This is a genomic window from Nocardia sp. CA-084685 (genome assembly GCF_050955785.1).
Lineage (GTDB): Bacteria > Actinomycetota > Actinomycetes > Mycobacteriales > Mycobacteriaceae > Nocardia.
The window spans coordinates 5,086,034-5,100,290 of sequence record NZ_CP192094.1; the positions used below are offsets into that span (position 1 = coordinate 5,086,034).

At 64.4% G+C, this 14,257-nt stretch carries 11 protein-coding genes; 3 read left to right on the forward strand and 8 right to left on the reverse strand.

What is annotated here, in order from left to right; all coding sequences use genetic code 11:
* Positions 1–11: 11 nt before the first annotated feature.
* The gene (locus ACQP2U_RS22815; RefSeq protein WP_433709343.1) at positions 12–1,559 is read right to left on the reverse strand and encodes an acyl-CoA synthetase; all 1,548 of its coding nucleotides are present in this window, start codon (positions 1,557–1,559) and stop codon (positions 12–14) included.
* A 40-nt stretch (positions 1,560–1,599) separates the two neighbouring features.
* The gene (locus ACQP2U_RS22820; protein WP_433709344.1) at positions 1,600–2,004 is read right to left on the reverse strand and encodes an SCP2 sterol-binding domain-containing protein; all 405 of its coding nucleotides are present in this window, start codon (positions 2,002–2,004) and stop codon (positions 1,600–1,602) included.
* A gap of 247 nt (positions 2,005–2,251) precedes the next feature.
* Between ACQP2U_RS22820 and ACQP2U_RS22825 the strand changes: the two genes are divergently transcribed.
* Positions 2,252–2,812 carry a TetR/AcrR family transcriptional regulator gene (locus ACQP2U_RS22825; protein WP_433709345.1) on the forward strand — a complete coding sequence of 187 codons (561 nt, stop codon included), beginning with the start codon at positions 2,252–2,254 and terminating at the stop codon, positions 2,810–2,812.
* Here ACQP2U_RS22825 and ACQP2U_RS22830 read toward each other — a convergent pair.
* Entirely contained in the window at positions 2,780–3,766 is a 987-nt protein-coding gene (locus ACQP2U_RS22830; protein WP_433709346.1) for a MaoC family dehydratase, read from the reverse strand. The two genes, ACQP2U_RS22825 and ACQP2U_RS22830, sit on opposite strands and share 33 nt — an antisense overlap.
* Positions 3,763–4,641 carry an HpcH/HpaI aldolase/citrate lyase family protein gene (locus ACQP2U_RS22835; RefSeq protein WP_433709347.1) on the reverse strand — a complete coding sequence of 293 codons (879 nt, stop codon included), beginning with the start codon at positions 4,639–4,641 and terminating at the stop codon, positions 3,763–3,765. The genes ACQP2U_RS22830 and ACQP2U_RS22835 overlap by 4 nt, the downstream gene beginning before the upstream one ends.
* 157 nt (positions 4,642–4,798) lie before the next feature.
* Between ACQP2U_RS22835 and ACQP2U_RS22840 the strand changes: the two genes are divergently transcribed.
* Positions 4,799–5,956, forward strand: coding sequence for an acyl-CoA dehydrogenase family protein (locus ACQP2U_RS22840; RefSeq protein ID WP_433709348.1), 1,158 nt, complete (start codon positions 4,799–4,801; stop codon positions 5,954–5,956).
* A 154-nt stretch (positions 5,957–6,110) separates the two neighbouring features.
* Here ACQP2U_RS22840 and ACQP2U_RS22845 read toward each other — a convergent pair whose 3' ends face one another.
* The 4 genes from ACQP2U_RS22845 to ACQP2U_RS22860 all read right to left on the reverse strand — a co-directional run bounded on the left by ACQP2U_RS22845 (position 6,111) and on the right by ACQP2U_RS22860 (position 10,342).
* Complete coding sequence (locus tag ACQP2U_RS22845; protein WP_433709349.1) at positions 6,111–7,490, reverse strand: wax ester/triacylglycerol synthase family O-acyltransferase; 1,380 nt, start codon at positions 7,488–7,490, stop codon at positions 6,111–6,113.
* A 258-nt stretch (positions 7,491–7,748) separates the two neighbouring features.
* Positions 7,749–8,624, reverse strand: coding sequence for an SDR family oxidoreductase (locus ACQP2U_RS22850; protein WP_433709350.1), 876 nt, complete (start codon positions 8,622–8,624; stop codon positions 7,749–7,751).
* A gap of 193 nt (positions 8,625–8,817) precedes the next feature.
* The gene (locus ACQP2U_RS22855; protein WP_433709351.1) at positions 8,818–8,970 is read right to left on the reverse strand and encodes a hypothetical protein; all 153 of its coding nucleotides are present in this window, start codon (positions 8,968–8,970) and stop codon (positions 8,818–8,820) included.
* 133 nt (positions 8,971–9,103) lie between these two features.
* Entirely contained in the window at positions 9,104–10,342 is a 1,239-nt protein-coding gene (locus ACQP2U_RS22860; RefSeq protein ID WP_433716559.1) for an NAD(P)/FAD-dependent oxidoreductase, read from the reverse strand.
* 166 nt (positions 10,343–10,508) lie between these two features.
* Between ACQP2U_RS22860 and ACQP2U_RS22865 the strand changes: the two genes are divergently transcribed.
* Positions 10,509–13,868, forward strand: coding sequence for a protein kinase domain-containing protein (locus ACQP2U_RS22865; RefSeq protein ID WP_433709352.1), 3,360 nt, complete (start codon positions 10,509–10,511; stop codon positions 13,866–13,868).
* Positions 13,869–14,257: the final 389 nt, after the last annotated feature.

Consider the following 14,257-nt stretch of genomic DNA (forward strand, 5'->3'; position numbering starts at 1 on the left):
ATTGAGCGTCATCAGCTCTGGGTCACGGACGCTGAGCTGTACAGTTTCTCGAGCTCGCGCTTGACGAGCTTCCCGGTCGCGGTGCGCGGCAAGGAGTCGACGAAATCCACACTCTTGGGTGCCTTGTAATGCGCCACCCGTTCGCGCGCGTAATCGATGATTTCCGTGGCTATTTCGTCGGTCCGCGCGACACCCGGCTGCACTTGGACGACCGCCTTGACCTGCTGGCCCATCTCCGCGTCGGGGACACCGATCACGGCCACATCGAAGATCGCGGGATGCAGGGTGAGAACGTTCTCCACCTCTTGCGGATAGATGTTCACACCACCGGAGATGATGACGAACGACTTCCGGTCGGTCAGGAAGACGAAACCATCCTCGTCCACGTACCCGAGGTCGCCGACCGCCGTCCACGTCGGATGCTCCGGATGCTGTGCGGCCGCGGTCTTCTCGGGATCCTTGTGGTAGGTGAACGGCAGCGTCTCGCGCTCGAAGTACACCGTGCCGACCTCGCCGGGGGGCAGCACCCGGCCTTTCTCGTCACAGATGTGAGCGGGTCCGAGAACGCTGCGTCCCACTGATCCCGGCTTCTTCTCCCACTCCGGACTCGTGATCACGGTTAGCCCATTGCCCTCGGTGGAGCCGTAGTACTCGACCAGAATCGGCCCCAACCACTCGATAATCGCGCGCTTGACATCCGGCGGGCACGGCGCGGCGGCGTGGACGGCCAGGCGCAGACTCGAGGGGTCGTAGCGGTACCGAACCTCGGCGGGCAGCTGCAGCAAACGTACGAACATGGTCGGAACCACCTGAGTGACCGTCACCCGGTACTGCTCGATGGCCCTGAGCATGTCCTCGGCTCCGAACTTCTCCATCATCACCACAGTCCCGCCATAAGCCTGGACGGCGCCACACCAACGCAACGGTGCCGCGTGGTAGACCGGAGCGGGCGACAGGTAGACATCGGATTCGTTGACGCCGAACAGTTTTCCGACTGCCATGGTCAGCGGGTCGCCCGGCTGGTCGACCTCGATCGGCAGCATTGGCGGCTTGATGCCCTTGGGACGTCCGGTCGTACCGGACGAGTACAGCATGTCCGAGCCACGCGGCTGCTCCCCGAGATACGGCCCAGCGTCGGCGAGACAGTCCGCGTAGGAACGATACCCCTCGACCTCGCCTCCGAATGCCACCCAATATTCGACCCGGGGCGCCAGATTCCGCACCGCGGTGGCGAGTTCGCCGACGCCCGCGGAACCGATAACCACCCTCGCGTCGGAGTCGTCGATGATGTAGGCCGCCTCCGCCGGCGTCAGATGCCAGTTGATCGCGGTCACGTACAGGCCGGAACGCAGGGCCGCCCAGTAGATTTCGAAGCATTCGGGCGCGTTGTCCGACAGCAGCGCGATGACATCACCCTTGCGCAGCCCGAGGTCGTGCAGCACGCGAGCGAACCGTGCCGAATTCTCGTCCAGTTCGCGGTAGGTGATCGTCTCGCCGGAACCGGCCATGATCACCGCGGGTTTGTCCGGGGTGGACAGGGCGTGGACGCCTGGAAACATTGTGCGGTACCTCTTCGCTAGATCTGTTGCCCTCTGCCCGCTAGACCAGAAGGTCCGCGCGACCGTCCTGCTCGAGGCTGTCGATGTAGACCGGGTAGAGCTTGCTGGCCAGTGGAGCCAGTTTGAGCATGCTCGCGACATGACCCCCGATCTTGATCTTGCCCTTCGCCATCGCGAGCGGCAGATTGACCTTTCCTTGCCAGTAGGCGTTGCCCGTGTCGGCCGTCATCCGCATGGTCGCGGTCGATTTTCCGAAATACTCCTGCCCCAACTCGACCGCACCCGCAGGTGCGTCGACGACCAGGAAAGCGTCCGGTTCCGAGAACTCGAAGCCGAGAACGACACCTGTGGCCGCCAGCTTCGGACCGATCTCCGGATCAGCGAATGCCGACTCGAAGATGCCGCCGATGTACTTACGCACCTCGTCCGCGTCCTTGAAGGCCATGTCGGTTCCTCTCCCACGGGCAGCGCCCCTGTATTTTTCAGAATATATCTTTGATTAAATTTCTGTTTCGACACTTCACCGGAACCTTCAGATTGGGTTTCGACTGGCCGTCGGCGGAGTGAGCCTTGTGGTGTGCCTCACAAGTGATGCGAGTATCGTAAGCATAAGTCGACTTATGCACAAGCCTCGGGGGAAACTTGCAGCCTGAAGCGGTCGACGACCTACCTGCCCCACCGAGACGGAGATCATGGCAATCAAGCAGGACTACTTCGACACCGCGTTCGAGCTACTGTCCGAGCAGGGTTACAGCGCGCTGAAACAGGCGCCGTTGTGCAAGCGGCTCCGCGTGACGACCGGGTCCTTCTATCACTACTTCGAGAACTGGCACGACTTCACCTCACAGCTTCTCGAACACTGGCGCACCGAACGCACGACCCAACTGGTGGAGCTGGCACAGCAAAGCAAAGACCCGATCGACCAGCTGCAAGCACTACTGCGGTTCGCACTCGATCTCCCTCATCGCGCCGAGGCCGCGATCCGTGTCTGGAGCAAGGTCGACCCCGAGGTAGGCGCGGTCCAGAAAGCGGTCGACGCCCAGCGCTTGGAGGTGGTGCTGCGGGCCGCGCGGGCGATCATCGACGATGAGGACGAAGCACTGAATCATGCGCGCTGGGGCCTCTACCTCCTCGCCGGATACCAAGAGCTGGACTCCGGCGAGGATCCCGCTGCGCTCGAGTGGGTCTTGCGCAGACTGCTGAACGAGTTGACGGAGAAATCACGCGAAAAGGGCAACGTAACGCCAATCTAGAACCGGCCGTTCGTGATCGACGATCCCGTTGCCCGCGAAGACCTCCGATCGAAGGTGTACCAGGTGAGCACCGGGACCGGTCGGAGTCACCTCTTCGACAGTGATCACGCTACGCAACGTGTCGCCTTCGTGAACTGGCCCGACATGGTCGCACCCATGCCAACCGACCACCGTTGCCAGATTCGGGAACGCGCGCGATGCCTGCGACAACGCGATTCCAATGGTGTGGCCGCCGTATACCAGCCGACGACCACCGGCCGCGTATTCGTCGTGGTGCACCCTGGCGATATTGAGGCTGATCCGGGCGAGCTGCGGAGCCGAATCGACCACGTCGCCGCCGATCACCGCCACCTGCTGCCCGGTTTCCGGAATCAGGCTGCCTGAGCCAGGCATCGACGACAACGCCTTCGTGTCCCAATCCTGCACTGCTGCAATCCAATTCCGATATGCACCCGCTCCTATTCCGTCCAGGTCGTCGGCATGCCCGGTGTCGTGATCCTCGCGCAAGGGCAGCATGGCGCAGCGCCAGAAGTCGAGGACATCACGGCCGTGCTGATCGACGGTGTGAATTCGCAAGGCGACCAATCCCGTCGGTGCCCGATCGGGACGGCGCCGATTCTGCCGCAGCCCTTCGACCGTCGTCGTGGTGGTCAGGGTTTCCCCCATGTGCGGCATCCGCCGAAAGACCAGCCCGCGATAGAACAGGTTGGCCTTGACGTGATGGGTGACCACCGTGGACTGGCCGATCGCTATGTCCCACACCAGTGCCGGGTGCGCGAGACCGGCCGCGCCGGTCACGGCCGCCGACAGGTCATAGTCGAGCGAAAGACGAAGGCGATCGCCGACTATCGACTGATGCACGGCCGCGAGTCCCTCCGACAACGTGACCGGTGGTGCGCCGTCGAACACCTGACCGGGCTGGAGCTCCTCGAAGTGCGGTCCTTCCGCGTTCACAGCGACACTCCGATCTTCTGCAGGGTCCTGCGTGCGGCCACCGCGATCGCTTCGTCGATCATCTGACCATCGAGTTCCACTGCGCCGCGACCCCCGTCGTGAGCAGCGGCCAGCGCGTCCACCACACGGCGCGCGTATTGCACCTGCTCGCTGGACGGCTCGAAGGCAAGTCTGATCGGGTCCAGCTGCCGAGGATGAATAGCCCACTTGGCGTCGAAACCGATTCGCACCGCATGGCTCACTGCCGCGCCGAAGCCGTCATCGAGTCCCACGCCGAGATATGGGCCGTCCACTGCATCCAGGCGATTCGTGCGCGCGGCGGCAATCACTCTGTCCTGCACCGCGATCCATAGCGCGGGATCCCCGCCAGCGGCCCGGCCCAGCGATGCGGCGAGGTCCGCGTACCCGGTGATCAGCGCGGACAGCCGCGATGAGGCGGAGGCGATCTGTTCGATCCGGCTCAGCCCGTCGGCGGTTTCGATGAGCGCTTCCACCCCGAGCCGATCGACACCGCCGACACCGGCCTCGATGCCGTCGAGCAAGCGATCGACGAACTCGAGATCCCCCGGCGACTCGACCTTGGGCAGCACGATAGAACTCGCCGGGATCGCGGACCGGACGACAGCGTCGATATCCAGGTGGCACCAGCGGCTTCGAGGTGCGTTGACCCGCACCGCAATCGAAGGCAGTCCAGCGCGATCACTCCAGGCGATCGCACCCAGCGTTTCCCGCGCACGATCCTTATCCGCGGGCGGCACCGCATCCTCGAGATCGATAACCACCTGATCCGCGCCCGACGCCAAAGCCTTGCGGATCTTGCGTTCGTCGCCACCCGGTACGCAGAGGACCGACCTCCGCAGTGGACGTGCTGTCATCAGCCAACCGCCTTTCATGGTTTTTAATCTATGTTAAAGTATATTGATAGTTGTCGGAGTCCAGCGAGGAGTCAATGGTGAGCGAGCGTAGCGAGCGAACAATAGGCACAGCCGAGCACTCGCTCGTGACGCCGTCGAGCGGTAGCGAGACGGCGGCATGAGCGAGCTGTCCGCCGAGGAACAGCAGGTAGTGGCGACGGTGCGCGAATGGGTCGACCGCGAGGTCCGACCTGTCGCTCGCGACCTCGAACACGCCAACGAGTACCCAGAAAAACTGATCGAGCAGATGAAACAGCTCGGCATCTACGGCCTGGCCATCCCGGAACCCTATGGCGAAGCACCGGTTTCGATGCCGTGCTACGTCGGTGTCACCGAGGAGCTGGCCCGCGGTTGGATGAGCCTGGCCGGAGCAATGGGCGGCCACACGGTCGTCTCCAAGCTCATCCTCACCTTCGGCACCGAAGAACAGAAGCAGCGATACCTGCCGAAGATGGCCACCGGCGAGATCCGGGCCACCATGGCCCTCACCGAGCCAGGCGGTGGCTCCGACCTGCAGGCCATGACCACCGTCGCCAAACGCGACGCGGATGGCTACACGATCAACGGCGCTAAGACGTGGATCAGCAACGCTCGCAGGTCGCAGTTGATCGCACTGCTCTGCAAGACCGATCCGGCCGCCGAACCCCGTCACCGCGGCATCAGCATCCTGCTCGTCGAACATGGGCCCGGCCTGACGGTTTCGCGCGATCTGCCCAAGCTCGGCTACAAGGGCGTCGAGAGCTGTGAGCTCGTCTTCGACGGCTACCGCGCGCCCGCCGCTGCCGTGCTCGGCGGAGTCGAGGGCAGGGGCTTCGGTCAAATGATGAAGGGGCTGGAAACGGGCCGCATCCAAGTCGCCTCGCGTGCCCTCGGCGTCGCCCAGGCCGCTTTCGACGACGCTTTCGCCTACGCCCAGCAGCGTGAGAGCTTCGGCGTCCCGATCTGGCAGCACCAGGCCATCGGCACCTACCTGGCCGAGATGGCCACCAAGCTCACCGCCGCACGACAGCTGGTCCTGCACGCCGCACACAAATTCGACGCGGGCGAGCGCTGCGATATGGAAGCGGGCATGGCCAAGTACTACGCCTCCGAAATCGCCATGGAAATCGCGCTCAACGCGGTGCGGATCCACGGTGGCTACGGCTATTCGACCGAGTACGACGTCGAGCGGTATTTCCGCGATGCGCCCCTGATGATCGTGGGCGAGGGCACGAACGAGATCCAGCGCAACGTCATTACGGCGCAGCTCGTTGCCCGCGGCGGCCTCACACGGTAGGTCCGAGATACCGAAGCGGCCGGTGCCAGCGACTCCCCGTCGCCCGCACCGGCCGCTTTCGTTTCGGCATCCCGAAGAGACCGCTAGGTGGAAATCTCGTCCGATACGACCGAACCGGGCGAAGGTTCGATGCCGAGCCCCTGCTCGATCTCCTTCAGCGCCTCGCCCGTATACACGGCCAGCCGCTGCACATGCGGCAGCGATCTACTGCACGCCGTGAACTGATGACAGCTTTCCCGGCGTAACTCGACATGGTCACATTCAGCGCCTGCCCGTGAAACAGCACCGACGGGCCGTATATCTCCTCTACCGGCGCGCCGTCGAAGTACAGCCGCTCGGCAGGGCCGGGCACGTTCGAAATGACCAGATTCGCGGCGCGGCGACCGAACCCGCCGAGACCGAGCAGCAGCAGCGCCATCTGCGGGCCCGACAGCAGCATCGTGAACGGCATGACCGCGGACGGCGGCAGCGCCTGGTGAAAACCTTTGGCCGCCAGCGTGGCTCGGCGTACTGCGCGCAATCGCAGGACCGGGTCGGCGATGTCGGTGTGCAACCGCGCGAAGACGAAGCCCAGCGCATTGCCCATCGACGCCGAGTTCAATTCACGCAGGTTCACCGGAATCTGTCCGACGATCGGACCGTCCGGCACCGCGTCCAATTCCCCCAGGTACCGCTGCAACGCTCCGCCGAACGCCGTCAGGAAGACATCATTGATGGTGACATTGCCTGCCTTTGCCACCCGTTTGAAACGCGCCAGCTCGTAATGCTGGGTCGCGAACCTGCGCTGGCTGCAGATCCGATGGTTGAAGAGGGTGGTCGCGGACTGGAACGGCCGAGTCAGATCGCCTGTCCGATCCTTGTGCACAGCCACGGCCATATCCGCCAGCGCCCGCACGGCCACTGCCGTGGAACCCACTGCGCGACATAATCTTCCGACGGCTCCGAGCCTTCCCCACGCCGATACAGCCGTCGCGGCGGTTTCGGTGGCGATGGGCTGCCTAGCGGGTGCGTTACCGCGGATACCCGCACTCCACGGCGGCAACATGCCCTGGGCATCCGGATCGCTTGTGAAGACCCGCCCGATGAGGCGCGCGGCAGCGACGCCATCGAGTTGCCCGTGGTGGAACTCGAGGTAGATCGCGAACCGGCCCCGCTCGAGCCCCTCGATCACGTTGCACTCCCACAGCGGTCGGCGCCGGTCCAGCGGCAGCGAGTGCAGGTGTGAGACGAGTACCCCCAGCTCGCGTTCCCCGCCAGGGGAAGGCAGCGCGATGTGGCGCAGGTGGTAGTCGAGATCGATATCTTCGTCCGGCACGCTGTCCCAGCACGGGATCGGTCTATTGCGCAGCACGGAGTTGAAGGGGGACGCGAAGGTCTCGTTCTTCCGCCACTGCGCGACCAGATCTCGCACGTACGTCGAGGGCGCTCCCTCCGGCGGTGACAGGATGGTCAGTGGGCCGAAATGCGCAGGCGCATCACTCCTTTCCACGAAGAACCACGCGGCATCAAAGAGGTTCAGAAAGTTTTTCGTCATCTACCTGTTCTCAATCGACTGGAACGGACGGATGGCGTTCGTCATTGAATGCCCTTGCTGCGAAACCGTAGACTTGAGACCCCAGCCACAGAATCTAATACACTTTAGAATCTATGACCGTATGCGGCGATTGCATGGCACGTTGTCGCTTTACACAGCAACCTGAACGATCAGCCGGCGTGACGCGATCAGGTGAGTACGAAAAAGGGTGGCCCCATAGGGGACCACCCTTATTTCCACTGACCGACCGCAATAGGTTCAGCTGCGCACCCCTCGTGCCGAGGTGGACTTCGGGGCACTGTTGATCCGGGCGTCGTAGCCACTGCGAGCCGACTTGTCGACTGCCAGGAAGGTCTTGTCGGCGTCGAGCATATGGTTCATGAAATCGCGGATCCTGCGCCCGAATACCGGCTGCAGCCGTGCCACCGGCCCGAGAATCCCCGGCAGGTAGACATCTGGCTTGCGCGCCGCGATCGCGCCGACGATGCCCTCGGCAACCTCTTCGGGCTCGAGATTGCGCACGAACTTCGTTCCGGCCGTGCCCGCGATCAACTCGGTATTGGTAAACGACGGCAGGACACAGGTGAACGACACACCGGACTTCGCGAATTCCACGCGCGCCGTCTCCGTCATCGAGATCACCGCCGCCTTGCTGGCACCGTAACTCAGACCACCGGGAATCGGTGCGGTGCCTGCCATGGAGGCCACATTGACGATGTGCCCCCGGCCGCGCGAAATCATGCCGGGCAGCGCCGCGCGCATCCCGATCATGGGTCCGGCCACATTGATATCGAGCACCCGCTTCGACAGCGACGTCGACTCCTCGAGGAAGGGGCCGATAGGCATGATGCCGGCGTTGTTGATCAAAATGTCGAGCGGACCGAAGCACTCCTGCGCCTTGGCGAGAAATGCGACGAACGACTGCTCGTCTGTGATGTCGACCCGCACGGACTCGACGTCCGGCCCGATCTCGGCCGCCGCCCGCGCGACAGCGTCGCCGTCGATATCTCCGATCACGACCTTGGCGCCGCGGCGATGGAGCGCCTTCGCGGTCGCCAGGCCGATTCCCCGTGCCGCACCGGTGATGGCCACCACACGACCTTCGATCCGGCGAGTCCGTTGCGCTTCCTTCATTGCCTACCCACTTCGTTGGAGGTCGTCGGCCGCGAGTCCGACGGTTCGAGTTGCACCGCGCCGCGACGGCACATTGTTTCCGCCGTCGCGGTCAGCCGACCGTAACTCATTATATTGGAAGATAGATTAAATTCTAGCCCAGATCGACGCGATCGGCCGAAGTCGAACATCCGGTCGGGCTCCCGCCTCAGGCTTACTGCCAGAGGTCGCGGCACGGTAATGGCCGCAGCCCTCGGCGCACCTTCCGGTCGACCAGCACGCGATAGCCGCGCCGGATCATGGCAGCGGCGAAATGACGAGCTTCCGCGGTCGTGGCCGCGTACTCGAGCCGCATCTCCCCCGTCATGCAGTTGAACCGTATCTCGACGCGAAGCAGCTGCTGACGTACGAGAGACACCGCCTGTCCGCCGGACATACCACGGACCTCCTATCCTGTCAAGGGCACTAGGCCTGTTCAGACCACGCGCACCTTATGCGGGTCACGAACTCGAAACCGGGCTGGTCCGGCGGGCGGCGGCGAAGGTGAGGGCCTCCTCCCAGCTCGCCTTCTCCATGAGCAGGCCGCGGTATTTCATGATGACGTTCTGGCCGTTGAGGGTGAGCGCTCCCGCGAGCCGATCGCCCTCGCGATACAGCGCGACCCAGCGCCCGTCGGCGTCCGGATCCCCATCTACAACCTGGACCTCGTCCGCGGTCGGCACACCCACGAACTGGATCCGGCTGTCGTACCAATCGGACCAGAAATACGGCACCGTCTGGTAAGGCTTTGCGGCATCGGGCTCCAGCGCGTTGCGGGCGGCGAATGCCCCCTGTTCGGCGGCGCTCGTCCAGTGCTCGAGCCGCATCAGCCGGTCGAACAGCGGGTTGCGCCACCGTGCGACGTCGCCCGCGGCGTACACCCCGTCGACGCCGGTCCACAGCGTCTCGTCGCACACAACGCCGTTGTCCAGACGCAGCCCGGAACCCTCGAGCCAACCGGTCACCGGAATCGCGCCGATGCCCACCACCACGAGGTCGGCTTCGATCGCCGTGCCGTCGCTCAGCCGTACGCGCTCGACGCGACCATCTCCCTCCAGACCAGTCACACCGACACCGCAACGCAACGGGGTGCCGTTGCGCTCGTGCAGCGCGGCACAGGCCACGCCCATACGCTCGCCCACCGCCCGGACCAGCGGGGTCGGTAGCGCCTCGAGAATAGTGACGTCCAGTCCGCGTTTGCGTGCGCCCGCAGCCACCTCCGAACCGATGAAACCAGCGCCCACGACCACGGTGCGCGCGCCGGCATCCAGGGCCCGTCGGATCGCGATCGCGTCATCGAGGGTCCGCAGCGTGTGAACACCGCTCAAGCCCTTCGCCCCGGGCAGCGTGCGCGCGTCGGCACCGGTCGCGATCACGAGCGCGTCGTATGCGACGGCACGGTCGCCGACCAGGACGCGTTTGCTCTCGGTGTCCAAACCTGTTGCCGGCGTGCCGAGTACGAGTTCGACACCGAGTTCGTTACGCAGGACTTCTTCGGTCCGGAAAATGGTCGACGCGGGCCCCTCGCCTTCGGGCAGTTGATCCAGATACGCCTTCGACAGCGGCGGCCGATCATACGGCAAATGTTCTTCGGCACCGATGAGCGTGACGCCGCCATCGAAACCCGCTTTGCGGGCAGCTTCCACCGCCCGCAACCCGGCGAGGGACGCTCCGACCACGACGAGGTTCTCCTGGGACAACTCGCTCACCTTCCCGCTCGACACGACTTTAATTGAGATTAAATTAGATTATCAGCACCCGTCAACAAGTGGACAGAAGCCGGCGCCCCTCGCGCGGGCGAGTGCCACCCGGTTGCCCACGGCCGTATCCTTGATCCACGAACGGAGACCGTGTCAAGGACGATTCATGAGTACCGTCGACGAACCGGCGAGCACCCAGCGGCGCTCAGCGGCCGGAATCGAAGTGGAACTGGACGCAGAAGGGTTCGAAGGCGCCGAGTTGATCGGCCGCGGCGGCTTCGGCACGGTGTACCGCTGCCTCGAACGGGCCTTGGAACGACAGGTAGCCGTCAAGGTGCTCACGACCGGCCACGGTCCCGACGACCTCGACAGATTCCTGCGCGAACAGCGCACCCTCGGCAAGTTGTCCGGGCATCCCAATATCGTCACGGTGCTCCATGCCGACGTCACCGTGACCGGTCGGCCGTATCTCGTTATGCCGTACCACTCGCGCGGATCACTGGCCGAGATTCTCAGGACTTGCGGACCGCTCTCCCTCACCGACGGACTCCAGCTGGGTGTCAAACTGGCGGGCGCGCTGGAGACAGCGCATCACAACGGTATCCTGCACCGCGACGTCAAGCCCGGGAATGTTCTCGTCACCGACTACGGGGAACCGCAGCTATGTGACTTCGGCATCGCCCATGTCAGCGGCGGATTCGAGACCGACACCGGTGTAGTGACCGGCTCTCCGGCTTTCACCGCGCCCGAGGTGTTGTCCGGACGGACATCCACGGCGCAATCCGACATCTATGGCCTGGGCGCCACACTGTTCACGGCCCTCAGCGGCCACGCCGCCTTCGAACGGCTCGAAGGCGAGGACGTCGTGGCACAGTTCGTCCGGATCGGGCGAGAAGGTCCACCGTCGGTGCCCGAAATCCCGCACGAGGCGGCCGTCCTGATCTCCGCAGCAATGGCAACCCGGCCACAGGACAGGCCGACCGGGGCACGCGAGTTCGGCGAAACCCTCCGAGCACTCCAGCGGCGCCTCGGACTACCCGTCGATGACATGGGCCTCGCTGCGGGAGTTGGCAACTCGGTGAAACCTCCGATCGCCACCACAATGTCTGATCCGATGGCACATCGGAATCACCGCAGCACCTCGCTTCCGACACCCGCGACCCGGTTCCGGCCGCCGTACCCACCCGACACCTTGGTGCGTCGACCACGCCTGATCGAACTGTCCGAGCTACCCGCCCGGAAGCGGCTCACGCTCATACACGCACCGGCCGGTTTCGGAAAGAGCAGCGTCGCAACCCAATTGGCCGAGCGGCTACATCATGACGGTGTCCGGGTCGGGTGGTTGGCGGCCGACATCGACGATGACAATCCCGTGATCTTCTGCTCGCATCTACTGCAGGCGCTGAGCCGGGCCGAGCCAGGGTTAGGGGCCGAACTCGGGCTCGTTCTCGAAGAGGCAGGTACCGGCGCGGAACGGTTCGTGCTCAGCTCGTTGATCAACGAAATCCACGAGCGCAAACAGCAGATAGCCATTGTCATCGAGGACTGGCATCAGGTTACCGGCGACACGACGCGCTCCGCGATGCGGTTTCTGCTCGACAAAGGCTGCCACCACCTGCAGTGGATCATCACGAGTCGCACCAAGTCCGGGCTTCCGCTCGGCACTCTTCGCGTCCGGGGTGAGCTCGTCGAAATCGACTCCACCACATTGCGTTTCAACGACGACGAGACGTACGCACTGCTGTCGCGATACGACGGCGTCGATATTGATTCCGAGAACGCGGCGCGCATTTCGGCCGCCGCCGAGGGCTGGGTGGCGGGTCTGCAACTGGCAGCGCTGTCGTTGCGTCACGGTGCGGATCCTGCCGCGTTGGTCGCCGAGCTGTCCGGTCGGCATCGTGCCATCGGCGAGTTCCTCACCGAGAACGTCCTCGACGCGCTCGACCCAGCGCTGGTGAAGTTCATGATGGCCACCTCGTTCCCTCGGCGCGTATGTGCCGATCTCGCGAACGCGTTGACGGGCGGTGACCGTGGCCAGGCGTTGCTCGAAGACATCGAGGAACGCAATCTGTTCCTGCGCCGCCTCGACGAGGACGGCAAGTGGTACCGGTACTACCGCCTGTACGCGGACTTTCTGCGGCAACGCCTGGAACGCGAGCAGCCCCAACGCGTCCCGGTCTTGCACAGGGCTGCCGCACGCTGGTTCGCCCAACATGACATGGTCACCGATGCCGTGACACATGCCATGGCCGCCGGAGACGACCAGTGGGCAGCGGAGCTGGTGGAGAATGCCGGCATCGCGCTGCTGGAGCAGGGGCAGATGGCACGTCTGCTCGCGCTCACCGACACGGTTCCCAGCGCGGCCGCGGCCGCCCGGCCACGTCTCCAGCTTCTGATCGCGCTCGCCAACGTCACTTTGCGCAAAAAGGCAGCCGCGCGCGCCGCCTTGGATCACATCTACGCCATGGTGGACACTCCGGGCTACGACGCGGCCGCCGCGGCGAGCCTGCGTGCGCATTGCCGAATGGTCGAGGCGGTCGCCGCGGTGCTCGCCGATCGCACCGAGGGGGTCACGGAACTGATTACTCCCGCCCTGACGCATCCCGAAGCGTTCGAGCCCTGGTATCCAGCCGGCGCCGCGGTCGCTGCGTCGTTCCTCGCACTTGCCCGCTCCGACTACGCGGCAGCCAGGGCCTGTCGCGAACGCGCCGCGGGATATCTGGAGAATGCGAAGGGACCGTTCACCGAAACCTACGCGTACTGCCTCAGTGGCATCGCGGCGCACGAGCAGTTGGACATCACCGCCGCGGAGTACTACCTGCGTAAGGCGCACCAGGTCGCGATGCGAGGACGTTCGACTCCTGGTGTGGCTGCCCGGCTGGCCGGAGCCCTGCTCGCCGAGCTGGTGTACGAGCGCGATGAACTCGACGAAGCCGAAAGGCTGCTCGATGAGGCATTCGAGCCCGCACCGACCGGGGGAACCGTGGACTTCATGATCGCCATCTATGTCACCGGAGCGAAAGCGAAAGCCGCGCAGCACAACCCGGCAGAGGCCGAAGCACGACTCGACGCCGGTTCGCGGCTGGCGCATGACCTATCGTTCCCGCGGTTGACCGCGAGTATCGCGGGTGAACGAATCCGCCTCGGGATCGGGGAAGTTCCGGAATTCGCGACCGCATCGCCCACAATCGACGGGGAACTCTCCGGAACGGCGGAGCTCACGCGTGACATTGTTCGCAGCAACGCAATCCGGCGCGCCTTGGCTGCGCCTGATGACGGACCGCCGCCCATCACCGAGGCCAGATCTCTGGTCGAGTCGCTTGCCGGACGAGGAAGGCAGCGCGCGTTGGTCACGGCCGAAATCCTGCTCGCCAGGTGCCTCTGGGCGTCGGGCCAGCACAACTCGGCCAAGCAGCTGTTGTCCCGGACTGCGGCTCGCTGCGCCGAGCTCGGACTGATGCGGTTGGTCCAAGATGAGGACGTGACGCCAATACTTTCGGCAATCGAGGCCGAGCCACGATCTTGATGTCGGGAAGGCCATCGCAGCGGCGCTGTGATGGCTCGTACCACATTCGGACCGACTGAAAATCGAACGGCGTAGACCTCGCTATCGAAGCTGTCCCGAGCAGGGTTGACGGCTCTATCAGTTGAATCTATCTTTGATTCAATAACTTGAACAAGGGTGCAGCGCTCCATTCGCGAGCCCGTCTCGAGGCCCAACCCGCATCCGTCAGGAGCCCTTATGCCCACCGATGCGAAACAACGCATCCTCAACGCGTGCTCGTTTGCCGGACTGGTCTCCTCGCCACCCTGCTCGGTTGGCTCGTCGCCGGCGTGCTCCCATTGCCGCCAGGGCCGTCACAGCACTCGACACGTGGTCGACTTCTACTCCGACGGCGGCACGTTGCGAATGAT